Source organism: Plesiomonas sp. PI-19 (assembly GCF_021368255.1).
Lineage (GTDB): Bacteria > Pseudomonadota > Gammaproteobacteria > Enterobacterales > CAMTGL01 > Plesiomonas > Plesiomonas shigelloides.
In genome coordinates this window covers 966,662-992,782 of record NZ_JAJNMQ010000001.1, presented here as the reverse complement: position 1 = coordinate 992,782, position 26,121 = coordinate 966,662, and the positions used below count along the sequence as shown (strand labels likewise).

Genomic DNA, 26,121 nt, shown 5'->3' with positions numbered 1-26,121 from the left:
GACTGACCTGCTTTCCGACATACGGCTTACCAAGTTTGCTTGAGTAAATTCGGTTGTATCCCCGCCACCTGACGCAGCGCCCCGTGAATATCACGGCTGATCCCAGCTTCAAATTCAGACCGAAAATATTTAAGTGCGCTTTGTAATGGCTCTACGGCTCCCGGAGCATGTGCGCAAAACGTTTTCCCTGGGCCTAAAAAGCTGCACAGCTGCTCAAGAATTTCGATATCTCCGGGCTGACCTTGGCCTTGCTCCAGCGCACGCAAGATCTTCACACTCCATGGCAATCCATCGCGGCACGGCGTACACCAACCACAAGATTCGCGCGCAAAAAACTCTTCCAGATTGCGCACCAAGCCAACCATGTTAATGCTGTCATCCACCGCCATCGCCAGCCCGGTTCCTAAACGGCTTCCGGCTTTGGCAATAGAGTCAAAATCCATCGGCAAATCAAGGTGCTCTTCCATTAAGAAGTCCGTACCCGCACCACCCGGTTGCCACGCTTTAAAGCGATAGCCCTCTAACATGCCACCGGCATACTCTTCCAATAGCTCACGCGCGGTGGTGCCAAACGGTACTTCCCATACACCAGGGCGGCGAACGCGGCCAGAGAACCCCATTAATTTGGTGCCTGCATCACTGCTTTTCCCAGCAGACAAGCCTTTATACCAATCACTGCCAAAATGCAGAATGTAAGGGATATTGTTGAGCGTCTCGACGTTATTTACACAGGTCGGTTTACCCCACGCCCCTGCAATCGCGGGAAATGGCGGTTTTGCTCTAGGATTGGCACGCCGACCTTCCAATGAGTTAATCAGCGCGGTCTCTTCACCACAGATATAACGCCCAGCGCCAGTGTGCACAAACAGCTCAAAATTAAATCCGGAGCCTAAAATATTGTTGCCAAGAAACCCCGCCGCCTTGGCTTCCTTGATCGCACGTCGCAGACGCTCGGCAGCCTCAACATACTCGCCGCGCAAGAAGATATAGCCTCGATAGGCACCTAGCGCATAGGCCGATAAGATCATGCCCTCAACGAGCTGATGCGGTAGCTGCTCCATCAGCAAACGGTCTTTATAAGTACCCGGCTCCATCTCATCGGCGTTACATAAAAGATATTTGCGATCGAACTTGCTGTCTGTGGGCATCAAGCCCCATTTGATGCCGGTAGAAAAACCTGCGCCACCACGGCCACGCAAACCGGAGTTTTTCACCACTGTAATGACATCTGAGGCTGACATGCTAGTCAGCGTTTTCTCGACAGCGGCATAGCCATCTTTCTTACGATACTCATCAATCCAAACCGGCTGTAAATCGGGGCGAATACGCCAAGTTAAAGGATGCGAATCTGCGCTCAAAATACTCATTCATATTTCTCCAGCAGCAAATCAACACTTTCGGGCGAGACATGGCTGTGCGTATCATCGTCAATCATGAGTGTCGGACTTTTATCGCAGTTACCTAAACAACACACCGGCAAAAGCGTAAAACGCTGATCTGATGTGGTTTGCCCTGGTTTGATGCCTAAACGGGTCTCTAATTTTTTCTGTATCGCTTGATAACCGGTGATATAGCACACCACACTGTCACAATAGCGAATTACATGACGCCCCACTGGACGGCGGAAAATTTGACTATAAAAGGTTGCCACGCCTTCAACATCGCTCGCGGGGATAGACAACACCTCAGCAATAGCTTCAATGGCCTCATCACAAACCCAACCGAAATGTTTTTGCACTAATTTCAACGCTTCAATGGATGCCGCGCGTGGATCTTCATAATGCGACATCTCATGCTGGATCTCGGCTTTTAGCGCCGCCGGCAAGACAAACTGTTGTGGTGAATGTTCTGCTTGATTGTCCATAATCACCGATCCACATCCGACATAACAAAATCAATACTGCCCAGATAAACAATCAGATCTGATACAAGGCTGCCACGGATCACACTCGGAATTTGCTGCAAATGCGCAAAGCTTGGAGTACGAATGCGGGTACGGTAGCTCATCGTGCTACCATCGCTAGTTAAGTAATAGCTGTTAGCGCCCTTGGTCGCCTCAATCATCTGAAACGACTCATTAGCAGGCATAATCGGCCCCCACGAGACTTGTAAGAAGTGGTTGATAAGCGTTTCGATATGCTGCAAAGCGCGCTCTTTTGGCGGTGGTGTGGTCAGCGGATGATCGGCTTTATACGGCCCCTCCGGCATGTTGTTCAGACATTGATCCACAATACGCAGGCTCTGGCGGATCTCCTCGACTCGCACTAATGCCCTATCGTAAGCATCACCATTGCTACCGGTTGGCACCTCAAAATCAAAGTTCTGATAACCGGAATAAGGCCGCCACTTGCGGATATCTAATCCTAACCCCGTGGCCCGTAAGCCTGCGCCCGTCACCCCCCACTCCAACGCTTGCTGGGTGTTGTAAGCCGCCACCCCAATGGTACGTCCACGCAAAATGCTATTACGCAGCGCTGCGGTAACATAACTTTCTAAGCGTTTTGGTAACCAGTCCAAAAACTCGCGCACCAGACGCTGCCAGCCTTGTGGTAAATCATGTGCAACGCCACCAATGCGAAACCACGCCGGATGCATGCGCGCACCCGTGATCGCTTCAATGATGTTGTAAATGCGCTGCCGATCGGAAAATGCATAGAACACCGGCGTCATCGCGCCGACATCCTGAATATAGGTGCCGAGAAACAGTAGATGGCTGTTGATTCGAAACAGCTCGGCAAGCATCACCCGGATCACTTCTACTTTGGCAGGGACGTGGATCCCAGCCAGTTTTTCAACCGCCAATACATAAGGCAGGTTATTCATCACCCCGCCTAAGTATTCGACGCGATCGGTATACGGAATATAGCTATGCCAAGACTGACGCTCGGCCATTTTCTCCGCACCGCGGTGGTGGTAGCCAATATCGGGGACACAATCGACTATTTCTTCGCCATCGAGCTGTAAAACAATGCGAAATGCGCCGTGTGCCGATGGATGATTAGGGCCAAGGTTCAAGAACATGAAGTCTTCGTTATCGGTGCCCTTGCGCATCCCCCAGTCTTCGGGTTTAAAACGCAGCGCCTCTTGTTCTAAATCTTGTTTAGCCACATCCAATGCAAACGGGTCGAATTCGGTTGCTCGCGCAGGGAAATCTTTGCGCAGAGGATGACCTTGCCAAGACTTTGGCATCATGATGCGAGTCAGATGAGGATGGCCGGTAAAAGTGATACCAAATAAATCCCAAACCTCACGCTCATACCAGTTAGCGTTACTGAAAATTGAAGTGATACTTGGGAGAGTGAGACTTTTTTCCGACAATGCCACTTTGAGTAAAACATCACTGTTTCGCTCAACCGACAATAAATGATAGAAAACCGTAAAATCCTGCGCGACCAGCTGTTCACGATGTGTGCGTAACCGCTCATCGACAGCATGCAAGTCATACAGCATGTTATAAGGCTTAGGAATTTTTTTTAAAAAGGAAATAACATCCACTAATGCCGATTTAGGCAACCAAATAACCGGCATGCCTGTTTTGCTCGTTTGTAACGTGAACATCTCACGGCCAAAACGAGAAATAAGCTCACCGATCACCGGATTATCCTGATGATTTTGAGCCGGCCAGCCATCGACCTGTGGCTGTATTTGAGAGTGCAATTCCATGGTCATTTCAGAGCAACTCCTGCTCGTTATACTTCATCAGGTGTGCGCAGATTTTTTATCTGAATTCGTTCTTCGCGCTTAAGATCTTTTTCCGGTGTCATTTGTGCTCGGTAAATACCTTGGTCACCGACAACCCATGACAACGGGCGTCTTTCCTTGCCAATCGATTCTTGTAATAACATCAAGGCTTGTAAAAACGCTTCCGGACGCGGAGGGCAACCCGGGATATACACATCCACCGGCAAAAACTTATCGACACCTTGCACTACCGAGTAGATGTCATACATGCCACCGGAATTAGCACATGCCCCCATGGATATCACCCACTTCGGCTCAAGCATTTGCTCATACAGGCGTTGAATAACAGGGGCCATTTTAATAAAACAGGTTCCCGCCACGACCATGAAATCAGCTTGACGCGGAGATGCCCTGATCACTTCGGCACCAAAACGAGCCACATCATGCGGAGAAGTAAACGCCGTCGTCATTTCCACATAACAGCATGACAAGCCGAAGTTGTAAGGCCATAAGGAGTTCTTACGCCCCCAATTCACCGTTGAATGCAAAACATCCTCCAGCTTGCCCATAAAAACACTGCGGTTAATCTGCTCCGATAAAGGATCTTCGACAGTTTCTTTTTTCTCCATCGGATAGCGGGCAGGTAAAGCATCCGGATCTATGCGGGTTAATGTGTACTTCATACAACAATCCTTGTAATTACTGCTTATGTGAAGCGCTCTGACTTACACCGCGCTTTGACTTTTCAGGGGTCCAATCCAGTGCCCCAATCCGCCACAGGTAAAACAAACCTATGAGCAGCACGACAATAAAGACGGATGCCTCAATTAATCCCAACCAACCACTCTCCCTGACGGAAACAGACCAGGCAAACAGGTATAAGGCCTCAACATCAAAGATCACGAAAATCATGGCCACCAAATAGAATTTGGCTGAGAAACGCAGGCGAGCACTACCGACAGAATCGACTCCGGATTCAAACGGCTGATTCTTAGAACGACCCCATGCCTTCCCCCCCAGCAATGAGGCAGTTCCAACCATAAATAAGCACAGAGCAATAATCGCCAGTACGAAGATTGCAAAAGACCAATGATGAGCAAGGACTTCCGATGTCATCCTCTTACCTTCAATAGCATTCAGATAGGAGAGTATTCACGGGTAATACCGGTGAATAGATATGTAGTTTTTAATCACTCCAACATCCCATCATGATTAAAAACATTATTCACATATTTTTTACACCAAAAGGTAACATAAAGTCAATGAGGACAAACGGTAGAAGCAACTTCATCAGCCACGAACACAATGAGATAAAACCTATCAATTTCAATGATGTAAATTAGATGCACACTGAAAATGATGATACAGCTGTAACTTAATTTGGTTGGGATTCGTTATCGATACGCAACAAAAAAGAGAGCAATGCCTAAGCACTGCTCTCTTTTTTAACTCCCAGACTAACAAGATAAGGTTTTATGCATTAAAACCTTTATAATGAAGCTGTTATGGTAAATATCTGATTTCAGCGAGTAACTACAGTGAAGCCGTAATTTTCACGTAGCGTGTTGGCCAGTTGTTCTTTCACTAACGGAGGTAACGCTGCAGCATGACATCCTTCCAAGGCACCAGCCAGCGCCCACAACAATTTTTCTGTCACATCACTGCACTGAGATTTAACTTGGATATAAGCAGCAACAGCCCCCAAGGCTTGCAATTCACTGATTGTACTAATGCCTGCTTTTCTAAGTAAACGCTCAGTTGATAGCCCCATATTTGGCAGGTCTTTTAACCGCTTTGCTAAACCACCACGTTTTTCTTCTTTATCTGCTCGCGCACCATTCAAAGCATGTGTTGCCATTGCGATCAATTGCTCTACGTTATCCCATGTTGCTTGTTCGACTTTGTAATAACGCAACATAACTGGACGACCACGTTTGGTATAAACAAAAGGCGTCATTCCTCGTGCAATAAAGCGGGCTTCCAACCCCGTACATGCACGCAGATAAAGATGATCCTCTGAAACCACGGCAAACATCACATCCCCTTGATATAAGCCGAAGCCGCCAAACATAGAGCGTGATTTAACTTCACCAAAACAACCAGAGAATACTTCACACGCTTTCTTGATCAGATTCTTATCTACAGTGTTCATGGCTCCCCTCCATAACTGCTTGCTTCGAGCTCTTAAACAAGAGTGATAACAAGCTCTCCCTTTAATTTGTAACACGCAATAATTTGTAAAATCGCAATAAGTTTCAGAAGCGGATCTCATCACTATGAAATCGAAGCTATCTTCGCGATTTTTGACACATTAAGCAACACCAGCCGTCACATTATTGACGCAATTATATACATCAGAAATCTCATCCGCCTATTTTTTATCCATGTGAGATATTTCATTTTCGCGTTAATAACCTGCTCAGATACCGGAAAAACTCTTTTTTTGTGACAAAAAACAAAATAATTATGCAACCAATTAAGCAACTTTAGATAGGTTTATCGATCTTTTTTTGTACAAAGACGCAAATCTAGTCTATTTATTTATATTAAAAAACAACAACTAAATGTTTTTGTGATTAAAAATCAACACGATATGTTATTCATTTTCTTTACCCGTTCGTTTACATGTGTAACTGTTTGCGAACTTAATCACGTTAGTCTTGTATCTTTTAAAACTCTCGGTAGACTTATTACTAAGAATGGAACATTTGGGCAGGTATTTTAATACTTGCTAACAAAGGAATGTTCATTCAAGAATGACGAAAGACCTGTGAGTTTTTCGCGCAAAATTTATGCCTTTCATTGATGATAACGAGGCGCAAGATGAAAAAAACTGCAATCGCTCTGGCTCTGGCCGGTATGGCATTCGCTGCTTCTACTCAAGCAGCTCCACAAGACGGTACTTGGTACACCGGTGCTAAACTGGGTTGGTCTAACTACTTCAATACTGAAAGTGGTCAAGACTTCTTCGGTTCAGACGGCGTCCTGAGCCGCTCAACTAACTTCACTAAAAACTCTCTGGGTGGTGGTGTATTTGGTGGTTACCAAGTAAACCCATGGTTCGCAGTTGAAATGGGTTACGACTACCTGAACAAGCTGAAAAGCGACAATGGCGACCTGCGTACTCAAGGCATTCAACTGAGCGGTAAGTTCAGCTACCCAGTAATGCAAGATCTGGATCTGTACACCCGTCTGGGTGCTATGGGCTACCGTGCCGACATGAAGGGTAACGCTAACGAAGATTATAACCGTCACGAAACTGGTATTCGTGGTCTGGCCGCCGTTGGTGCAGAATACGCATTCAACGACAACTGGGCTGGCCGTCTGGAATACCAATACACCAACAAACTGGGTAACAGCAACCAAGTTGGCACCTCTGCTGACAACGGCCTGCTGACCTTCGGTGTATCTTACCGTTTCGGTCAAACTGTAGAAGCAGCCCCTGCTCCAGTTCCAGCTCCAGCTCCAGAAATCGAAACCAAGCGTTTCACTCTGACTTCTGACGTTCTGTTCAACTTCGGTAAAGCAACTCTGAAGCCAGAAGGTCAGCAAGCTCTGCAGAAGATGTACGCTGAAATCCAGAACATGGGTCTGAAAGACAAGACTGCTGTTATCATCGGTTACACTGACCGTATCGGTTCCGATGCTTTCAACATGAAGCTGTCTCAAGAGCGTGCTCAATCTGTTGCTAGCTACCTGGAAAGCCTGGGTGCTCCAGCTAACATGCTGACTGTAGAAGGTCGCGGTAAAGCTGATCCAGTAACTGGTAACAAGTGTGACGGTATCAAGAACCGTAACGCTCTGATTTCTTGCCTGGCTCCAGACCGCCGTGTAGAAATCGAAGTTCAAGGTGTTAAAGAGCAAGTTGTTGAAGCTCAGCAGTAATACTTGAACTCTGAATAAAATAAACCCCGCATTGCGGGGTTTATTTTTTGAGTAGCTCAACCAAATCTTTTCTTACTTCGTCAACTTGACTCTGATAACGCTTTTTCGTGCTCGACTCGTCCAAAAGATGCGTAATGGTCGCTGACAATGTCATTCCAAGTTCATTTGCACGCTCTGAAAGTTTCTTCCACACCGCATATTCCAAATCGATTGATTTTTTTCTCGTTGCCGTTTTTTCAGCATCGAAATAGCGCTTACGGGTCGCTCTAACTACTTGCTTAAGTTTGATATCCAGCGCCGGATTGAGATTAGCAGCAATCCATGCAGAGATCGCTTCTGGATTATTCGCACACTCTTGTAAACGCAAAACGGCATCTTCCACCGCACTGTTTTCTGTGTAGTGCGTGATATTTTCACCTGCCTGCGCTTTTTTGACCAAGTATTTCCATTTCCAACCACTTTCTAAATTGTCAAGTTGTTGATATTTCATTGTTAAAATCTCAGCGGGCGGTATATTCTAAACGAAAATCATGATAGCAAATGCAGACACAGTGCGCTTACATACAAGCGCCGTATCATAGGGTAAATTTGTTATAATCTCACTCTCAATTCATTATGCAGTGTACGAACTTGACTAAACAAGAACTCGAATGGCAGCAACTTTTGCCGAATACTGAACAGTACATGCCGCTATTTTCCAGCGCGGATGAACAACCACCTTACTCATTCCTCGATATTCAGCCAAGACTTGCCGACAGTCTGGATCGTTTTTGTCGTCTTCGCACTAATCCATCGTTCCTGCTAGTGAAAGGCAAAGAGAACCAACGCTACCTTTCTCTGCTTGCCGAAGCGGTACGTGAGCGTGTACCGCCTCTAGAAGACACAATCGGCTTTCATTATCAGTTTGATAGCCATTCGTTACGCGTTAATGGTGCACCTGCGACATCCGATGCCGATAATTTCGCCGCAAATACGGTCTGTGCCTATGCTGAATGGGTCTCGTGGGAGCAGTTATTCGGTAGCGTTAAAGAGTTCAATAACCAGATTATTATGGAGCCAGGACTTATCCATAAAGCTAATGGTGGTTATTTAGTTCTTCCTCTTCGCACACTGCTCATTCAGCCCGAAATCTGGTTACAACTGCGAAAAACCCTGCTAAGTAAACAATTTCAGTGGTGTAATGCAAACGACAGCAAACCATTACCGCTACCTATTCCTTCCATGCCACTTGATCTGCGCCTAATTTTAGTCGGCGATCGTTTCAGCATGGCTGAATTCGGCGAGCTTGAGCCGGATCTGGATACTCTTTCAATGTACACGGAGATTGAAGATGATCTGGAAATCGACTCAGATGAAACACTCTCTGCTTGGCTAGGTTATGTCAACAGCCTTGCCAATGAACTGGAACTTCCATCATTAAAGCAAGACGCATGGCCAATTTTGTTACATGCCGGCGCGAGAGAAACGAACGACCAACAACGCTTGCCACTGTGCCCGCTCTGGCTCGAGGCGCTGCTGGCCGAAGCCAGCCTTGAATCGGATGACGAGCCGATCAGCGCAGAGGCATTATCAAATGCTATTCATGCTCGTCGTGACCGCGCTGGATATTTGCCAGAGAGAGCAATGGATGATATTCACCGCGGACAGGTCTTTATTGACACCGAAGGCGCTCAGATTGGCCAAGTCAATGGCTTATCAGTCCTCGAATATCCTGGTCATCCTTTTGCTTTTGGCGAGCCTTCTCGCATCAGTTGTGTTGTGCATCTGGGTGATGGTGACATTTCTGACGTGGAGCGTAAAGTTGAGCTCGGCGGTAATATTCACGCCAAAGGCATGATGATCATGCAAGCCTACTTAGCATCAGAGCTAGCCTTGGAGCAACAGCTGCCTTTCTCTGCCTCGCTAGTTTTTGAGCAGTCCTACGGTGAGGTTGACGGTGATAGCGCGTCTTTGGCTGAATTATGTGCCTTAGTTAGCGCTCTGTCGTTACAGCCGGTCTCGCAATCGATCGCCATCACGGGTGCCGTCGACCAATTTGGCCGTGTCCAACCGGTTGGTGGCATCAATGAAAAAATTGAAGGCTTCTTTGCCGTATGTGAAAACCGCGGATTAACTGGCGAACAAGGCATCATTTTACCCGCCAGCAATCTTCGTCATCTGTGTTTGTCTGACGATGTCGTTGAAGCAGTAAAAGATGGAACCTTCCACGTTTATGCTGTTGAGCATGCCTCAGAGGCGCTATCGCTATTAACGGGTCTGCCATTTGACAGTGATGATGAGAAACAGCCGTCCCTGTTAGGATTGATTGAGCAGAGAATTGAACAGCTTAATCAGACCGAACAGCAAACGACTCCTTGGTGGTTGCGGTGGACTAACTGGTTCAACCACAGCTGATCGGAGTTGTTCAGCGTACAAGTGTTCGCTAAGTTAGTGGCAGAATTCACTACCAGACGTTGTACGCTATGTTGATGAAACGTTTTTCATATTCCAAGGAAGAGCTGCTGGCCTCCAGCCGCGGTGAGTTATTCGGTGAAACCGGTCCACAATTACCAGCACCTAATATGCTGATGATGGATCGCATCGTCAAAATGTCTGAAACCGAAGGTAACTTTGGTAAAGGCTATATCGAAGCCGAACTGGATATCAATCCAGATCTTTGGTTCTTTGCGTGCCACTTCCCTGGCGATCCAGTAATGCCTGGCTGCTTAGGACTGGATGCCATGTGGCAGCTGGTTGGCTTCTTCCTAGGCTGGACTGGTGGTGAAGGCAAAGGCCGCGCATTAGGTGTAGGTGAAGTGAAATTCACTGGTCAGATCCTACCTACAGCCAAGAAAGTAGTTTACCGCATCCATATCAAGCGCCTGATTAATCGTAAGTTGATTATGGGTATGGCGGATGGTGAAGTTGAAGTCGATGGCCGCGTCATCTATACCGCGACAGATCTGAAAGTCGGTTTGTTTAAAGACACCTCAGGCTTTTAATACACGAGTAATATCAAGACCCCAAAGACCAGCTTTCGAGCTGGTTTTTTATTGCTATGTAAACCTAACAGCTTATCCACTCAGATAATAACGATCGTGATTGATAGGATACTGTCGCGCTAACAAACGCGAGTTGAACTGAACGAGTCGGGAAAAGGGCTAAATACAGCGTTTATATATGTGCATGAGATAGTTCGCTGAAGCAACGCTCAAGCAGCGCAGAAAAGAGAACACTCTCAGGCATACGAACAACTAGCTAAATCCAAATCAAAGCACCCTAAAGATAACAAACGAAATCTGGGTAACCCCAAACGCAAAAAGCCCATCCTAACGGATGGGCTCTTCACTTATTTGATGCCTAGCAGTTCCCTACTCTCGCATGGGGAGACCCCACACTACCATCGGCGCTACGGCGTTTCACTTCTGAGTTCGGCATGGGGTCAGGTGGGACCACCGCGCTATCGCCGCCAGGCAAATTCTGTTTCTCTATCGCGTACACATCTTGTTGTGTCTCGCGCCAGAGTTAAAATCTAAAAACAAGCTGTATAACTGATATGTTGTTCTTTGAACAAGTAACTGTGACTTCATTCATCCAACATCACTTTGGCGTTGTATGGTTAAGCCTCACGGGCAATTAGTACAGGTTAGCTCAACGTATCGCTACGCTTACACACCCTGCCTATCTACGTCGTAGTCTCCAACAACCCTTTAGGAGGCTTTAAGCCTCAGGGATGACTCATCTCGGGGCAAGTTTCGCGCTTAGATGCTTTCAGCGCTTATCTCTTCCGCATTTAGCTACCCGGCAATGCCACTGGCGTGACAACCGGAACACCAGAGATGCGTCCACTCCGGTCCTCTCGTACTAGGAGCAGCCCCCCTCAATCATCCAACGCCCACGACAGATAGGGACCGAACTGTCTCACGACGTTCTAAACCCAGCTCGCGTACCACTTTAAATGGCGAACAGCCATACCCTTGGGACCAACTTCAGCCCCAGGATGTGATGAGCCGACATCGAGGTGCCAAACACCGCCGTCGATATGAACTCTTGGGCGGTATCAGCCTGTTATCCCCGGAGTACCTTTTATCCGTTGAGCGATGGCCCTTCCATTCAGAACCACCGGATCACTAAGACCTACTTTCGTATCTGCTCGACCTGTCCGTCTCGCAGTTAAGCTAGCTTCTGCCTTTGCACTAACCGCATGATGTCCGACCATGCTTAGCTAACCTTCGTGCTCCTCCGTTACTCTTTAGGAGGAGACCGCCCCAGTCAAACTACCCACCAGACACTGTCCGTATCCCGGATTACGGGACAACGTTAGAACATCAAACATTAAAGGGTGGTATTTCAAGGTCGGCTCCACGCAAACTGGCGTTCACGTTTCAATGCCTCCCACCTATCCTACACATCAAGGCTCAATGTTCAGTGTCAAGCTATAGTAAAGGTTCACGGGGTCTTTCCGTCTTGCCGCGGGTACACTGCATCTTCACAGCGATTTCAATTTCACTGAGTCTCGGGTGGAGACAGCCTGGCCATCATTACGCCATTCGTGCAGGTCGGAACTTACCCGACAAGGAATTTCGCTACCTTAGGACCGTTATAGTTACGGCCGCCGTTTACCGGGGCTTCGATCAAGAGCTTCGCTTTCGCTAACCCCATCAATTAACCTTCCGGCACCGGGCAGGCGTCACACCGTATACGTCCACTTTCGTGTTTGCACAGTGCTGTGTTTTTAATAAACAGTTGCAGCCAGCTGGTATCTTCGACTGAGTTCAGCTCCATCCGCAAGGGACTTCACCTACCATCAGCGTGCCTTCTCCCGAAGTTACGGCACCATTTTGCCTAGTTCCTTCACCCGAGTTCTCTCAAGCGCCTGAGTATTCTCTACCTGACCACCTGTGTCGGTTTGGGGTACGATTTCTGGTAACCTGATGCTTAGAGGCTTTTCCTGGAAGCGTAGTATCAGCTACTTCAGCACCGTAGTGCTTCGTCATCACGCCTCAGTGTTAATGAAAGACCGGATTTGCCTAGTCTCTCCACCTTCACGCTTAAACCGGGACAACCGTCGCCCGGATAGCCTAACTTTCTCCGTCCCCCCTTCGCAGTTACCACAAGTACGGGAATATTAACCCGTTTCCCATCGACTACGCTTTTCAGCCTCGCCTTAGGGGTCGACTCACCCTGCTCCGATTAACGTTGAACAGGAACCCTTGGTCTTCCGGCGAGCGGGCTTTTCACCCGCTTTATCGTTACTTATGTCAGCATTCGCACTTCTGATACGTCCAGCATACCTCACAGTACACCTTCAACCGCTTACAGAACGCTCCCCTACCCAATAACACCTAAATGTCATTGCCGCAGCTTCGGTGCATGGTTTAGCCCCGTTACATCTTCCGCGCAGGCCGACTCGACTAGTGAGCTATTACGCTTTCTTTAAATGATGGCTGCTTCTAAGCCAACATCCTAGCTGTCTAAGCCTTCCCACATCGTTTCCCACTTAACCATGACTTTGGGACCTTAGCTGGCGGTCTGGGTTGTTTCCCTCTTCACGACGGACGTTAGCACCCGCCGTGTGTCTCCCGGATAGCACTCTACGGTATTCGGAGTTTGCAAAGGGTTGGTAAGTCGGGATGACCCCCTAGCCTTAACAGTGCTCTACCCCCGTAGGTGTTCGTCCGAGGCGCTACCTAAATAGCTTTCGGGGAGAACCAGCTATCTCCCGGTTTGATTGGCCTTTCACCCCCAGCCACAAGTCATCCGCTAATTTTTCAACATTAGTCGGTTCGGTCCTCCAGTTAGTGTTACCCAACCTTCAACCTGCCCATGGCTAGATCACCGGGTTTCGGGTCTACACCTTGCAACTAATTCGCCCTATTAAGACTCGGTTTCCCTACGGCTCCCCTATTCGGTTAACCTCGCTACAAAATGTAAGTCGCTGACCCATTATACAAAAGGTACGCAGTCACACCACGAAGGTGCTCCCACTGCTTGTACGTACACGGTTTCAGGTTCTATTTCACTCCCCTCACAGGGGTTCTTTTCGCCTTTCCCTCACGGTACTGGTTCGCTATCGGTCAGTCAGGAGTATTTAGCCTTGGAGGATGGTCCCCCCATCTTCAAACAGGATACCACGTGTCCCGTCCTACTCATCGAGCTCACAGCAATGCGTCTTCGTGTACGGGGCTATCACCCTGTATCGCCGGACTTTCCAATCCGTTCCACTAACGCATCCACTGATTCAGACTCTGGGCTGCTCCGCGTTCGCTCGCCGCTACTAACGGAATCTCGGTTGATTTCTTTTCCTCGGGGTACTTAGATGTTTCAGTTCTCCCGGTTCGCCTCGTTAAGCTATGGATTCACTTAACGATACCTAAGTTATCTTAGGTGGGTTTCCCCATTCGGACATGGTTGGCTATAGCGCTCCATCCCAGCTCACCAACCCTTTTCGCAGGGTAGCACGTCCTTCATCGCCTCTGACTGCCAAGGCATCCACCGTGTACGCTTAGTCACTTAACCATACAACCCAAAATAATGTCGGGCTGAATGCTAGTCACTAAACTGGTCGTTGCCAGTTTCTCAAGTCGCTTGTTCTCAAGAACTTCAGTTATTTTTCAGCTTGTTTTCAAATTTTTAAAGAGCAGTTGTGCATCCGAAGACACATCAAACAATCTGTGTGAACACTCAGCTTAAGCGCCAAATATCTCAGGTAAGGAGGTGATCCAACCGCAGGTTCCCCTACGGTTACCTTGTTACGACTTCACCCCAGTCATGAATCACAAAGTGGTAAGCGCCCTCCCGAAGGTTAAGCTACCTACTTCTTTTGCAACCCACTCCCATGGTGTGACGGGCGGTGTGTACAAGGCCCGGGAACGTATTCACCGCGGCATTCTGATCCGCGATTACTAGCGATTCCGACTTCATGGAGTCGAGTTGCAGACTCCAATCCGGACTACGACATACTTTATGGGATTCGCTCACTATCGCTAGCTTGCCGCCCTTTGTATATGCCATTGTAGCACGTGTGTAGCCCTACTCGTAAGGGCCATGATGACTTGACGTCATCCCCACCTTCCTCCGGTTTATCACCGGCAGTCTCCTTTGAGTTCCCGACCGAATCGCTGGCAACAAAGGATAAGGGTTGCGCTCGTTGCGGGACTTAACCCAACATTTCACAACACGAGCTGACGACAGCCATGCAGCACCTGTCTCAGAGTTCCCGAAGGCACCAATCCATCTCTGGAAAGTTCTCTGGATGTCAAGAGTAGGTAAGGTTCTTCGCGTTGCATCGAATTAAACCACATGCTCCACCGCTTGTGCGGGCCCCCGTCAATTCATTTGAGTTTTAACCTTGCGGCCGTACTCCCCAGGCGGTCGATTTAACGCGTTAGCTCCGGAAGCCACGCCTCAAGGGCACAACCTCCAAATCGACATCGTTTACAGCGTGGACTACCAGGGTATCTAATCCTGTTTGCTCCCCACGCTTTCGCACCTGAGCGTCAGTCTTTGTCCAGGGGGCCGCCTTCGCCACCGGTATTCCTCCAGATCTCTACGCATTTCACCGCTACACCTGGAATTCTACCCCCCTCTACAAGACTCTAGCTTGCCAGTTTCAAATGCAGTTCCCAAGTTGAGCTCGGGGATTTCACATCTGACTTAACAAACCGCCTGCGTGCGCTTTACGCCCAGTAATTCCGATTAACGCTTGCACCCTCCGTATTACCGCGGCTGCTGGCACGGAGTTAGCCGGTGCTTCTTCTGCGAGTAACGTCAATGCCACTAGGTATTAACTAGTGACCCTTCCTCCCCGCTGAAAGTGCTTTACAACCCGAAGGCCTTCTTCACACACGCGGCATGGCTGCATCAGGCTTGCGCCCATTGTGCAATATTCCCCACTGCTGCCTCCCGTAGGAGTCTGGACCGTGTCTCAGTTCCAGTGTGACTGGTCATTCTCTCAAACCAGTTAGAGATCGTCGCCTTGGTGAGCCATTACCTCACCAACTAGCTAATCCCACCTGGGTTCATCCGATAGCATGAGGTCCGAAGAGCCCCCACTTTGGTCCGTAGACGTTATGCGGTATTAGCTACAGTTTCCCGTAGTTATCCCCCTCTATCGGGCAGATCCCCAGGCATTACTCACCCGTCCGCCGCTCGTCACCCAAGGAGCAAGCTCCTCTGTGTTACCGCTCGACTTGCATGTGTTAGGCCTGCCGCCAGCGTTCAATCTGAGCCATGATCAAACTCTTCAATTTAAAGTTTGTCGCTCGAATAAACTGGCAAATAAATTGTTCAGTCACTCGTTTAACTTAATATCTTTTGGATATCAGCATTCTCAAACGAGTGCCCACACAGATTGTCTGATTAACTTTTTAAAGAGCAATGTCGCTTCACGTCCGATTTGCTTTCGCGTTTCGTTCCGTGCCGACAGGGAGCGCATTATAGGGCGGCGCCGAAAAGACGCAAGGGCTAATTCACCCTTTTTATCGAAAAACACTTCAAGCGCGCAAACATTGAACTAAATCACGTTTTTTGTGTATTTAACCACCGATCTATAGCCAATACCTCATACCTCTGGAGTCTCATTTCGCTCGAGAAGGACGATTTCCCGCACTTGTTCTCGTTTTTCATCTCTACACATACATAAAGCTCACGGATAAAGCTCCCCCTACGCAGCGTTAATGAGTGTAGATGCATAACTGAACTTTTACCGCCTTTCCTTATCATTCATTTTCGAACGCAAAAATGAGTGCTTAGACTCGGATGCATCACTCAACAACGGGGGTTTGTAATAAATGACTGGTTTATCGCAAAATCCTTCAGGATACGTTTAATAAATGGCGTAATCATGACGCTTATATCCAGCAATTACCGATCATTTCGCCTGCCGCGCTGCATGCGCTCTCAGGCCCGTTGAAAGAACACACCATCAATGACCAAGCCGCTACAGTCTTATTACGATCTGATTGATAACCCTTCGCACCGCTGCCCCTGCATCTTGGTGCTGGATACGTCCTACAGTATGTACGACATTGCTATCCGCGAGCTAAATCAGGGGTTGCAGCAATTCATTCAAGCGGTGAAGCATGATGATTATGCGGGGCAATCAGTGGAAGTGGGCGTGGTGACGTTTGGTCATCGAGTGATCCCGCAACTGCCGCTGACACCCGTTCGACAAATTGAGAACGTAGATAACTTTGTTGCCAGTGGTGATAGCCCGATGGGCGCCGCAGTACATGCCGGTTTGGATATCTTGGAAGCGCGTAAACGTGCCTATCAAAAAGCGGGAGTGGCTTACCACCAGCCGTGGCTGATTTTGATGACAGATGGAGTGCCTACTGATGAATGGCGCTCAGCAGCTGTACGTTGTCAGACTCTGGCCGATCAGAAAAAACTCTCGGTGTATTCGATTGCCATGGGCCCAGATGCGGATTTAAATGTGTTAACGCACTTTGGTGAGCGTAAACCGATGCGCCTACGTGGACTGCGTTTTCGCGAGTTTTTCCAATGGCTGTCCGCCAGCATGGAGCGCCTGAGCCAATCCCATCCGGATATGCCAGATACCGAAGAAGTTGATACCTTAGGTTGGGAAGCGCTGTGAATCCGGGCGATAAAATTCTGGATATTCACGGTCATTTTCGCCGTTTAGGGGCATACATTGGCCGCGGCGGTGAAGGCACGGTATTTGCCCTGCAGCACCAACCTGACATTCTCATCAAATGTTACCACGCTGGGCGTAGAGCGCTGCCCGCTTACAGTAAAGAGCAACGAGCGAAAATCACCCAACAGATCAGCATGTCTGCTGCGCTGCGTACGTTGCCGTTAGCCTGGCCGCGGGTACTGATTTTTGATGAGATGCAAAACTGGCTGGGCTATGCCATGTACCATGCCCGTGGATTTCCGCTGGCCAAGCTGATTCATCCTAATTTGTATCATCAGCATGCGCCGGCACTCAATCGCATCGAGTTAGTGGGCTATCTGCTCAATCTACTGGCCACGCTGGATGCTTTGCATCAGCAAAATATTTTTGTCGGGGATCTTAATCCGCACAATTTGTTGTGCGACCCACATACCGGCACAGTCACATTGCTCGATTGCGACAGTTTTCAAATCCCACATTCTGATGAGCAAGTTTTTGCCTGTACCGTTGGTCACCCAAGCCTGCTACCGCCCGAATTTCGGGGGAAATCACTGAAAGAGACGCGACGTAATGCTGCCTCCGATTGTTACGCCGTGGCGATGATCACCTTTATGACGTTAATGATGGGGCGACACCCGTTTGATCATCAAGGAGGGGAAAGCTTAGCGGATAATATGACGAAGGGCTTTTTCCCTTATGCGCGTTGTAACATTAGTGCCGATGGCCAGCACCATATCCCTCTGGGTGAATGGTACTTATTGTGGCAAATGATCCCTGATACATTGCAGCAACTGTTTGAGCGCTGCTTTATTGAAGGCCTGCACCAGCCAGAAAAGCGCCCCACTCTGACGGAATTCCGGCAACATTTGCAGCATTACCACGGCCAGCTGGTCAATGGCGAGAAAGCACCATGTTTAGGGATCCCTCGGCGCATGGCGCTTGAGGCACCCTCTTCAAGCGAATCTAAGCCAGTCATGCTGCGCAGGGCCACACCTGAGCGAGATGTAGTAAGCCGAGTGGTTGAAAGCATCGTTATCTAAGCGATGTATAGCACTAAACAGGCAGCTATAAAGAAAACGATAAGTAGCATGCAAAACATCATGCTACTTAGTCTAATAAGCGTTATTTAAGATAAACGATGTGCTATTCAGGGAAGGCTATGTGCCCCTAGCAGACTACTGCCATGGGCATCACGCAGACTGTACCGATTTCTCTGCACTTTTTTCTTCGACACCTTCTTGTATCGTCACGTGCTGTTCTGACTGCATATTTTTCTTCTGCGCTAATTTGCCATGCAGCCAAACACCGCTGGCTTTCATGCTGTAACCAAATACCGCACCTAACACCAGCGATGGCACAACCACCTGCCATTGGCCGTTAGCTGCAAAAGTCGCACAGCAGCCAATGAATGTCCCTGGAATGAATTTCAGCCAGTTTTGCTTGGCTTGGATACACATAAAGAAAGAGACGACGGCGGTCAGCATATAACCGGCAATTTCCAGATGCGGAGTTAATGCGCTGCCATGCAGGATAACCATCGCCCAGAAAACACCGCTCAGATTAGTCAGCACGCTAAGCAGCAAGCCACGTAACCCATCGACTGGAGACGCAAAATAGGTGGTGCAGCCGAGGAAACCCGCCCAACTGAGCAAACCGAGACTAACCGCAACCCAAGCCCAAAGACCAGATAGAAGACCGGTAGTCAGTGCGATTGCCATAAGAATGCTCATACTTTTGCGCTCCGTAGTATAGAAGGAGCGAAGTATAAGGATCTGACTATTGTCAGATAAAGAGGTGCATCAAACTTTTATGCAAATACTCAGCGTGAAAATCACCGTAAAGTGACTTACATCACACAATTTATGTATTTCACATACTCAGCCATGCTGATGAAACGCGATTAACCCGCACACGCATACGCCCCGTAGGCCAGCGTAGAGGCAGGAGACAGGCGATCATTCATCACCTTAATCGGCTCGCCAAGAGCCAGAGGACGATCATTGAGGATCATCTGAGGCTGGGCAACTAAGCACAAACTGGCGTTACCGCTATTTTCCACCACAAACAGCAATACTTTTTCTTCGCTATCAACCAATTGTACTTGAACCAATTCACCCATTTCCGGTGAATAGCCATGATTGATTTGGGCAAAATACCAGCTCTTTGGCATTACTGGTTTTAAAAAGCGTTGCGCGGCAACGGCGTTTAAAACTAATTCCGCTTTCTGTGCCGATGTCAGTGGGCTAGCGTGTAAGCCATCCATATAATCATAATATTGCGCTGTATCTTCGACCGTAAATGCACAGCCAGAAAAAATATCCGCAATCAAAAAACGACCCGCGAGCCGGGAGCGAAATACCATTCCATTGGCAAGATCGAGCATTAAACGGTCAAACTCGGCGTCAAAATACCATTTCCAGCGATCGTCCGGCTTGATTTTCATTATCAGACCTAATGTATTTTATCAGTGTAGACAGTGTGTTTTATAAAACGGCAAGGTACAGGATAAATGTAAACCAGACAGGCGTTATTGCAAACCCCTGTCTGGCCTTTTATGCAGAAATAATCAGAGATGGGACACAATATCTTTAATTAAACGCGGACCATGATAAATAAAGCCAGAATAAATCTGCACCAGTGATGCTCCCGCAGCCATTTTCTCACGCGCGGCAATGGCTGAATCAATCCCGCCGACACCGATTATCGGTAACTGTCCTTTCAGCTCAGCGGATAATTTACGGATCACTTCAGTACTGCGATGCTGTAACGGTCGGCCACTTAATCCCCCCGCTTCTTCGGCATGCTTATATCCTTGTACCAAACTGCGGTCTAATGTGGTGTTAGTGGCAATGACACCATCAATTTTATAACGCACCAAGCTATCGGCAATTTGGATTAACTCTTCATCGGTTAAATCTGGTGCAATTTTCACCGCAACCGGTACATAACGGCCATGCTTTTTATGCAGCTCTTCTTGGCGCAATTTTACGCTTTGCAGCAAATCATCCAACGCTTCGCCATATTGTAATGTACGCAGGCCCGGCGTATTTGGAGAGGAAATATTGATCGCAATATAACCGGCATGCTCGTACACTTTATCCATACAAATCAGGTAATCATCTTTACCCTTCTCTACCGGCGTATCTTTGTTTTTACCAATATTGATACCGATGATGCCATCGTATTTCGCCTGTTTTACATTCTCGACCAGATAATCGACACCCATATTATTAAAGCCCATCCGGTTGATGATCCCTTCGGCTTCCAAAATGCGGAATAGACGTGGCTTGTCATTACCCGGTTGCGGACGTGGCGTTACGGTACCGACTTCGATAAATCCAAATCCCATCGCACCCAATGCATCGAGGCAATCAGCGTTTTTATCCAGACCCGCGGCTAAACCCACTGGATTTTTAAAGCTCAAACCCATGCAGCTGACAGACTTATTGGGGATATTTTGACGGATGACGTATTCGAGGGGAGTGCCGGTGATCAGCTTAAGATTATGAATGGTTAAATCATGAGCGCGTTCTGGCTCAAATTGAAAAATGGCTTGTCGGGCTAAACGGTAAAGCATGATACCTCTCCTGATAAACGCGCGGTCACGAATCCTGCGCATCAACGGGAGGGCTACACAGCAGAGGGAGAAAAAAGCAGTACCGGTCTGTGTGTTTCCTCACCCGGAACTGCGCAATCATCAAGCATAAACGAGCTGAATGCCCCGGTCAGAAACCGGAGTCGCATTATGGTCAAGTTGATCGGCTTTGTCATTGTGTTTCGTCAATTTTTGTCACTTTCAGCAGCGTTGCAGACTAACAATGCTGTTTTGCGCATTTATTTCCAGTCGAAAGCGACCATTAACACCGTTATGTAGCAAAAATGTACGAAAACGGGCCGCCGGTAAACTCAGCCGCTTTCCCTCTTCAGACCAGACCAAAATTTGCCGAGCTTGACCATGGTAGTGGTGTAAAAAGGTTTGATAATCAATTGAAAGGGAAAAATGGAAGATCATCGCAAACAATACGGCAGGTTGCCCTGCCGTATCCGGTTAAACAGACAAATATGCTGAAAAGTAGGATTTTATCCCCTCAGCAGGCTTAGCCTAAAGACTTGGTGATTTTTTCAAACAAATCACGTGCCAAATTGTCCAGTTTTTGTAAACGTAACAGCTGCTCGCGCATCAATTGCTGACGTTCGGCGTCATAACGCCCTAAGCGGATCAACGGCTCAATCAACCGTGACGCCACCTGAGGATTACGGCTATTCAGCTCCACCAGCACATCGGTCAGGAAGCGATAAGCTGAGCCATCTTTAGCATGGAAGGCCGATGGATTACCCGATGCAAAAGCACCTATCAGGGAGCGCGTACGGTTCGGGTTCGCCAAGCTGAATGACGGATGCTGCATCAACGCTTTCACGTTTTCCAGCACATTGGCCGCCGGACTGGTTGCCTGCAACATGAACCACTTATCCATCACCAAACCATCGTGCTGCCATTTATCCGCAAAGTGCTGCATCAGGTTGTCACGGCATGGCAACTCGGCACTGACAGCAGCAGACAGCGCGGCTAGCGTATCAGTCATGTTATCGGCCTGCTCGTATTGACGACGCACCAGTGCGTCAGCCCCTTCAGCAAAGGCCAAATAACTGAGGCAAGTATTACGCAGCGCACGACGTGCGATATCGGCATGCTCAACACGATATTCTGGCAAAACATGCGCTTGATACACGGCGCGCAGTTCATCGTTTAATTCCAACACCAGCTCATCACGGATAAATTCACGCACCGCGCGGATCGCATCTGGATCAATCAGATCGAACAATTCCGCCAGCTCGGTCTCTTTCGGCAATGTCAGGATCAAGGCCGCCAAGGCCGGATCGAGCTGCTCATCCAGCAATACTGCTCGGAATGCATCCACTACCTCAATCGGCAACTCCAGCGCATTACCGTCCTGCCAGTTAGCAACATTCAAGCGCACATATTTACCAATCAGCATTTGCGCCGCATCCCAACGTGCAAAGTCATTGCGAGCATGCGCCATCAGGAAAGTCAGCTGCTTATCGGTGTACGGGTAATCCAGTTTCACTGGCGCAGAAAACTCACGCAGCAGTGAGATAACCGGCGCTTGCGGCACCTGTTCAAAGACGAACGTTTGCTCCGGCTCAGTGACATTCAGCACCGAATTCACCGCCTGACCACCACTTTGCAGCGGGATCACCGCACCATCTTCGGCATAAAGCTCAATATCTAGTGGGATATGCAGAGCCTGTTTTTCAGTTTGCTCTGGCGTTGGTGGCGTGCTTTGGCGCACATGCAGACGATAAACCTGCTGCTTAGCATCATATTCGTCACGCACCTGCAACTGTGGCGTACCGGCTTGGCTGTACCAACGGCGGAATTGGGTCAAATCGATACCCGAGGCATCTTCCATCGCTTTGACAAAATCTTCACAGGTTGCCGCACTGCCGTCATGACGCTCGAAATACAAGCGCATCCCCGCTTGAAACGCCTCTTCACCCAGCAAGGTGTGCATCATGCGAATGACTTCAGAGCCTTTCTCATACACGGTCACGGTATAGAAGTTATTCATCTCGATAACTTTATCCGGACGGATCGGGTGCGCCATAGGGCTCGCATCTTCAGCGAACTGCGCACCACGCATCACCCGCACATTATTGATGCGGTTAACCGCACGTGAACCCAGATCGGAGCTGAACTCTTGATCGCGGAACACGGTCAGCCCTTCTTTTAGACTGAGCTGGAACCAGTCGCGGCAGGTCACGCGGTTACCGGTCCAGTTGTGGAAATATTCATGCCCGATCACCCGTTCGATATCCAGATAATCGGTATCAGTGGCGGTTTCGGCTTTTGCCAGCACAAACTTGGAGTTAAAGACGTTCAGCCCTTTGTTCTCCATCGCGCCCATATTGAAGAAGTCCACCGCAACGATCATGTAGATATCCAGATCGTATTCCAGACCAAAACGGTTTTCATCCCAGCGCATCGATTGCTTCAAGGATTCCATCGCCCAATCGGCGCGATCCAGATTGCCGCGATCGACATACAGCTCCAGCGCGACATCACGACCCGAGCGCGTGGTGAAAGTATCACGCAATACATCAAAATCGCCCGCCACCAGCGCGAACAGATACGATGGTTTCGGGAATGGATCAGACCACTGCATCCAGTGACGTCCATCCGCCAACTCTCCGCTTGCAACACGGTTCCCGTTAGACAGCAGGTACGGATAACGCGCCTTATCGGCGGTGATTTTGGTCTGATAACGCGCCAACACATCTGGGCGGTCAAGGAAATAGGTGATACGACGGAACCCTTCCGCTTCACACTGGGTACACAGTGCCTCACTGGATTGATACAAACCCGACAGCGCCGTATTTTTCGCTGGGCTAAAACGCGTGATGATGGTTAACTCACACTCCGCCGGCAAACCGTTGATGGTCAGACTATGGCTATCTTGCTGATAATCCGTCACTGGCTGGCCATTCACGGCCACGGAAACCAGCGTCAGCCCCTCACCGTTAAGTACCAACGGCTGGGCATGCTCACTCTGACGAACCAGATGGCTAACGGCAGTCACCACGGTATCATCGGCGGATAAATCAAAATCCAGCGCCACATCAGTAATGGTGTAATCTGGCGCTCGGTAATCCTTGCGATATTTAGCTTGCGGCTCGGTCTGCATTTGTTGCGTCATTATTCTTCTTCCCTCTGCAGTATTTAGGCTGTTTTCATCTTCAACACGCGCAGTAACTCATGTTGTGACTCGCACTCTCATTGAAATTAAAAGCGTGAGATTCATAGTGCGATAAACATATTGTGCGATGAATTACTTGCAGCCTGTCATAAAAATAAGGTTGTGGTCAAACACCGTTTATAAGCCAAAACGGCTTCGTTCCGCAGCCAGACACAAAATACCCATAATAGTATAACCATCGGTAATTATGCCGCTTTTCACCATCTGCAAAACATCATCAAACGGATGGCGCTCTACCGTAATATCTTCCGACTCTTCCAAAGCCTGTTCCGCTTGGCTTAAGCCGGTAGCCACAAACAGCGCACCGGTCTCATTGGTGATGGAATTCGAGACATGGAAGCCCAGCAGTAAAGGCTCAATGGCCTCCGCCAGTAGGCCAGTCTCTTCTTGCAGTTCGCGGCGCGCGGTATCAAACCAGTTCTCACCGTGCGGACAACCGCCTTCCGGCAGCTCCAACGAGCTGTTGCAGCCGGTTGCATAGCGGGTTTGCCGCACCAAGGTGATAGAGCCATCCGCATGCAAAGGCACGATACCTACGCCACGGTTTTTGAACTCCACAACCCCGTACAGCGCCGGATTACCGGCCGGATTAATGACCTGATCTTCCCGCACCCGCATCCACGGGTTTTCATAAACAGTTTTGCTTTCAATGGTTTGCCAAGAGGACATATCTTGCCGCCTGTCTTAATTCGTTCCGACTGAACACGAGGTCTATTGTATGCAAGCTGGCAGAGGATGGCGCAAAAATAAAGAATAAATACAGAGACAAAACATTACATACGGTATGTTTGTCTGCTTTGCAGTAAATAAACTTGACGGATGTCATACTGTTCTGAGGTATACTTGCCGCAGTGGTTAACAGCCAGTGTTTATAAAGGATATTGTACGGTAATTATGACTCAATCCGTAATCACGCCGATTTTGTCGTCACTGCTCGACACTGATGCTTATAAGCTGCATATGCAGCAAGCGGTTTACCTGCTCTACCCGGATACTCCGGTGGTAGCGGAGTTCCGCTGCCGTGGCGCGCACGCGCTGAGCCGCTATGCGCATGAAATTGCAGCCCAGATTGATCTGATGGCCGATCTGTCGCTGAGCGACGAAGAATACCGGTACTTATCCGGCCTGCCGTTTTTCCGTGCCGACTACCTAAACTGGCTCAAGAATTATCGCTACAAGCCTGAGCAAGTCACCGTGAATGTGGTGCAAGGGCAACTGGCGCTGCATATTGAAGGCCCATGGCACGAAGTGATCATGTGGGAGGTTCCGCTGTTGGCATTGATCAGTGAGATCAGCCAGCGTCACCGCTATCCGCATATCACAACTGAGCAAGCGGTCAGTCATCTGCGCAACAAGCTGGCGATTTTTGAAGCCAACTCAGCAGATCTGAATATGGATCAGTTCCGTTTGGTCGACTTCGGTACTCGTCGCCGTTTCTCTGCCGATGTGCAACACGCCGTTATCAGTACATTGCAGCAAGAGTTCCCCGGCTTTTGTGGCACCAGTAACTACCACTTAGCGCGGCAGTTGAACCTGACTCCGGTCGGTACCCAAGCCCATGAATGGTTCCAAGCGCACCAGCAACTGAGTCCAGCGCTGGCACAAAGTCAGCGCGCCGCACTGGATGCATGGCTTAAGGTGTATCCAGACTCACTCGGCATTGCGCTGACAGACTGCATCACCATGGATGCGTTCTTGCGCGATTTCGATTTGCGTTTTGCCACCCGCTACCAAGGTTTGCGCCACGACTCTGGTGATGCCATCGCGTGGGGTGAAAAAGCCATTGCGCACTATCAAGCACTTGGTATCGATCCGCAGAGCAAAACGCTGGTCTTTTCCGACAATCTGGATTTGGATAAAGCCTTGGGCTTGTATCGCCACTTCCACCATCGGATTAACATCACATTCGGCATTGGTACTCGCCTGACTTGCGATATTCCTGGGGTTGAGCCACTGAACATTGTGATCAAATTGACTGAATGCAACGGTAAGCCCGTGGCCAAGCTGTCTGACAGCCCGGGGAAAACCATCTGTCAGGATCCACAATTTGTTGCCGATTTATGCAAGGCCTTCTCCCTACCACTGGCCTGCAACGGCTAAACTGACAGTAATCGCCTATCACAACAGGGAATATCCCTATTGCGATCAAGGCTACAGCTGCCA

General features: G+C 48.8%; 19 protein-coding genes and 3 rRNA genes. 6 read left to right on the top strand and 16 right to left on the bottom strand.

The window, feature by feature from the left end; genetic code table 11:
* Positions 1-26: 26 nt before the first annotated feature.
* The 6 genes from nuoF to LQ901_RS04510 all read right to left on the bottom strand — a co-directional run bounded on the left by nuoF (position 27) and on the right by LQ901_RS04510 (position 5,833).
* Positions 27-1,367 (bottom strand): NADH-quinone oxidoreductase subunit NuoF, encoded by a 1,341-nt coding sequence (gene nuoF, locus LQ901_RS04535; RefSeq protein WP_115149844.1) that lies wholly within the window; start codon positions 1,365-1,367, stop codon positions 27-29.
* Positions 1,364-1,864, bottom strand: coding sequence for an NADH-quinone oxidoreductase subunit NuoE (nuoE, locus tag LQ901_RS04530; protein WP_152136168.1), 501 nt, complete (start codon positions 1,862-1,864; stop codon positions 1,364-1,366). Before nuoE ends, nuoF begins: the two co-directional genes overlap by 4 nt.
* Positions 1,865-1,866: 2 nt before the next feature.
* Entirely contained in the window at positions 1,867-3,663 is a 1,797-nt protein-coding gene (gene nuoC, locus LQ901_RS04525; protein ID WP_152137084.1) for an NADH-quinone oxidoreductase subunit C/D, read from the bottom strand.
* A gap of 26 nt (positions 3,664-3,689) precedes the next feature.
* Positions 3,690-4,364: an NADH-quinone oxidoreductase subunit B family protein gene (locus LQ901_RS04520; protein WP_010863973.1), complete on the bottom strand. Its 675-nt coding sequence runs from the start codon at positions 4,362-4,364 to the stop codon at positions 3,690-3,692.
* Between the two features lie 16 nt (positions 4,365-4,380).
* Entirely contained in the window at positions 4,381-4,797 is a 417-nt protein-coding gene (locus LQ901_RS04515) for an NADH-quinone oxidoreductase subunit A (RefSeq protein ID WP_064977949.1), read from the bottom strand.
* Positions 4,798-5,203: 406 nt separating this feature from the next.
* Entirely contained in the window at positions 5,204-5,833 is a 630-nt protein-coding gene (locus LQ901_RS04510) for a TfoX/Sxy family DNA transformation protein (RefSeq protein WP_010863975.1), read from the bottom strand.
* Positions 5,834-6,504: 671 nt separating this feature from the next.
* On the opposite strand from LQ901_RS04510, the gene ompA reads away from it, so the two are divergent.
* Positions 6,505-7,566: a porin OmpA gene (gene ompA / locus LQ901_RS04505; RefSeq protein WP_139799983.1), complete on the top strand. Its 1,062-nt coding sequence runs from the start codon at positions 6,505-6,507 to the stop codon at positions 7,564-7,566.
* Positions 7,567-7,606: 40 nt separating this feature from the next.
* Here ompA and matP read toward each other — a convergent pair whose 3' ends face one another.
* Positions 7,607-8,056, bottom strand: a complete 450-nt coding sequence (matP, locus tag LQ901_RS04500) for a macrodomain Ter protein MatP (RefSeq protein WP_152144607.1) — start codon at positions 8,054-8,056, stop codon at positions 7,607-7,609.
* A gap of 140 nt (positions 8,057-8,196) precedes the next feature.
* Between matP and LQ901_RS04495 the strand changes: the two genes are divergently transcribed.
* Together LQ901_RS04495 and fabA are read left to right on the top strand one after the other, a co-directional pair.
* Complete coding sequence (locus tag LQ901_RS04495) at positions 8,197-9,960, top strand: Lon protease family protein (RefSeq protein WP_233671992.1); 1,764 nt, start codon at positions 8,197-8,199, stop codon at positions 9,958-9,960.
* A 68-nt stretch (positions 9,961-10,028) separates the two neighbouring features.
* Positions 10,029-10,547, top strand: coding sequence for a bifunctional 3-hydroxydecanoyl-ACP dehydratase/trans-2-decenoyl-ACP isomerase (gene fabA / locus LQ901_RS04490; RefSeq protein WP_152137083.1), 519 nt, complete (start codon positions 10,029-10,031; stop codon positions 10,545-10,547).
* Between the two features lie 356 nt (positions 10,548-10,903).
* Here fabA and rrf read toward each other — a convergent pair.
* From rrf to LQ901_RS04475, 3 genes are all read right to left on the bottom strand, one after another.
* Positions 10,904-11,019 (bottom strand): 5S ribosomal RNA (gene rrf, locus LQ901_RS04485).
* A gap of 141 nt (positions 11,020-11,160) precedes the next feature.
* Positions 11,161-14,064 (bottom strand): 23S ribosomal RNA (locus LQ901_RS04480).
* A 191-nt stretch (positions 14,065-14,255) separates the two neighbouring features.
* A 16S ribosomal RNA gene (locus LQ901_RS04475) occupies positions 14,256-15,797 on the bottom strand.
* The 16S, 23S and 5S rRNA genes sit together here, the layout of an rRNA operon.
* A gap of 677 nt (positions 15,798-16,474) precedes the next feature.
* On the opposite strand from LQ901_RS04475, the gene LQ901_RS04470 reads away from it, so the two are divergent.
* Together LQ901_RS04470 and LQ901_RS04465 are read left to right on the top strand one after the other, a co-directional pair.
* Positions 16,475-17,143, top strand: a complete 669-nt coding sequence (locus LQ901_RS04470) for a VWA domain-containing protein (protein WP_010863980.1) — start codon at positions 16,475-16,477, stop codon at positions 17,141-17,143.
* Positions 17,140-18,222, top strand: a complete 1,083-nt coding sequence (locus LQ901_RS04465) for a hypothetical protein (protein ID WP_064977952.1) — start codon at positions 17,140-17,142, stop codon at positions 18,220-18,222. Before LQ901_RS04470 ends, LQ901_RS04465 begins: the two co-directional genes overlap by 4 nt.
* 150 nt (positions 18,223-18,372) lie before the next feature.
* Here the strand turns inward: LQ901_RS04465 and LQ901_RS04460 are convergent, their stop codons facing one another.
* The 6 genes from LQ901_RS04460 to LQ901_RS04440 all read right to left on the bottom strand — a co-directional run bounded on the left by LQ901_RS04460 (position 18,373) and on the right by LQ901_RS04440 (position 24,627).
* Positions 18,373-18,912 (bottom strand): DUF1097 domain-containing protein, encoded by a 540-nt coding sequence (locus LQ901_RS04460; RefSeq protein ID WP_010863982.1) that lies wholly within the window; start codon positions 18,910-18,912, stop codon positions 18,373-18,375.
* Between the two features lie 170 nt (positions 18,913-19,082).
* On the bottom strand, positions 19,083-19,625 hold the full coding sequence (locus tag LQ901_RS04455; protein WP_010863983.1) for a cell division protein ZapC: 543 nt from the start codon (positions 19,623-19,625) through the stop codon (positions 19,083-19,085).
* A 123-nt stretch (positions 19,626-19,748) separates the two neighbouring features.
* Positions 19,749-20,759: a quinone-dependent dihydroorotate dehydrogenase gene (gene pyrD, locus LQ901_RS04450; protein ID WP_064977953.1), complete on the bottom strand. Its 1,011-nt coding sequence runs from the start codon at positions 20,757-20,759 to the stop codon at positions 19,749-19,751.
* 219 nt (positions 20,760-20,978) lie between these two features.
* On the bottom strand, positions 20,979-21,194 hold the full coding sequence (locus LQ901_RS16875; RefSeq protein ID WP_010863985.1) for a DUF2835 family protein: 216 nt from the start codon (positions 21,192-21,194) through the stop codon (positions 20,979-20,981).
* An 85-nt stretch (positions 21,195-21,279) separates the two neighbouring features.
* Entirely contained in the window at positions 21,280-23,886 is a 2,607-nt protein-coding gene (gene pepN, locus LQ901_RS04445; protein WP_370635676.1) for an aminopeptidase N, read from the bottom strand.
* Positions 23,887-24,075: 189 nt separating this feature from the next.
* The gene (locus LQ901_RS04440; RefSeq protein ID WP_039046725.1) at positions 24,076-24,627 is read right to left on the bottom strand and encodes an NUDIX hydrolase; all 552 of its coding nucleotides are present in this window, start codon (positions 24,625-24,627) and stop codon (positions 24,076-24,078) included.
* A 225-nt stretch (positions 24,628-24,852) separates the two neighbouring features.
* On the opposite strand from LQ901_RS04440, the gene pncB reads away from it, so the two are divergent.
* Positions 24,853-26,058: a nicotinate phosphoribosyltransferase gene (gene pncB / locus LQ901_RS04435; RefSeq protein WP_152136307.1), complete on the top strand. Its 1,206-nt coding sequence runs from the start codon at positions 24,853-24,855 to the stop codon at positions 26,056-26,058.
* Positions 26,059-26,121 lie beyond the last annotated feature (63 nt).

What these genes read in the sequence shown, in the direction of transcription:
- nuoF (WP_115149844.1), bottom strand. Translation starts at nt 1,367, where the DNA reads ATGAGTATTTTGAGCGCAGATTCGCATCCTTTAACTTGGCGTATTCGC.
- LQ901_RS04520 (WP_010863973.1), bottom strand. Translation starts at nt 4,364, where the DNA reads ATGAAGTACACATTAACCCGCATAGATCCGGATGCTTTACCTGCCCGC.
- LQ901_RS04455 (WP_010863983.1), bottom strand. Translation starts at nt 19,625, where the DNA reads ATGAAAATCAAGCCGGACGATCGCTGGAAATGGTATTTTGACGCCGAG.
- LQ901_RS16875 (WP_010863985.1), bottom strand. Translation starts at nt 21,194, where the DNA reads ATGATCTTCCATTTTTCCCTTTCAATTGATTATCAAACCTTTTTACAC.
- pncB (WP_152136307.1), top strand. Translation starts at nt 24,853, where the DNA reads ATGACTCAATCCGTAATCACGCCGATTTTGTCGTCACTGCTCGACACT.
- LQ901_RS04470 (WP_010863980.1), top strand. Translation starts at nt 16,475, where the DNA reads ATGACCAAGCCGCTACAGTCTTATTACGATCTGATTGATAACCCTTCG.
- matP (WP_152144607.1), bottom strand. Translation starts at nt 8,056, where the DNA reads ATGAAATATCAACAACTTGACAATTTAGAAAGTGGTTGGAAATGGAAA.
- LQ901_RS04510 (WP_010863975.1), bottom strand. Translation starts at nt 5,833, where the DNA reads ATGAACACTGTAGATAAGAATCTGATCAAGAAAGCGTGTGAAGTATTC.
- nuoE (WP_152136168.1), bottom strand. Translation starts at nt 1,864, where the DNA reads ATGGACAATCAAGCAGAACATTCACCACAACAGTTTGTCTTGCCGGCG.
- LQ901_RS04460 (WP_010863982.1), bottom strand. Translation starts at nt 18,912, where the DNA reads ATGAGCATTCTTATGGCAATCGCACTGACTACCGGTCTTCTATCTGGT.
- LQ901_RS04440 (WP_039046725.1), bottom strand. Translation starts at nt 24,627, where the DNA reads ATGTCCTCTTGGCAAACCATTGAAAGCAAAACTGTTTATGAAAACCCG.
- nuoC (WP_152137084.1), bottom strand. Translation starts at nt 3,663, where the DNA reads ATGGAATTGCACTCTCAAATACAGCCACAGGTCGATGGCTGGCCGGCT.
- fabA (WP_152137083.1), top strand. Translation starts at nt 10,029, where the DNA reads ATGTTGATGAAACGTTTTTCATATTCCAAGGAAGAGCTGCTGGCCTCC.
- ompA (WP_139799983.1), top strand. Translation starts at nt 6,505, where the DNA reads ATGAAAAAAACTGCAATCGCTCTGGCTCTGGCCGGTATGGCATTCGCT.
- LQ901_RS04515 (WP_064977949.1), bottom strand. Translation starts at nt 4,797, where the DNA reads ATGACATCGGAAGTCCTTGCTCATCATTGGTCTTTTGCAATCTTCGTA.
- pepN (WP_370635676.1), bottom strand. Translation starts at nt 23,886, where the DNA reads ATGCAGACCGAGCCGCAAGCTAAATATCGCAAGGATTACCGAGCGCCA.
- pyrD (WP_064977953.1), bottom strand. Translation starts at nt 20,759, where the DNA reads ATGCTTTACCGTTTAGCCCGACAAGCCATTTTTCAATTTGAGCCAGAA.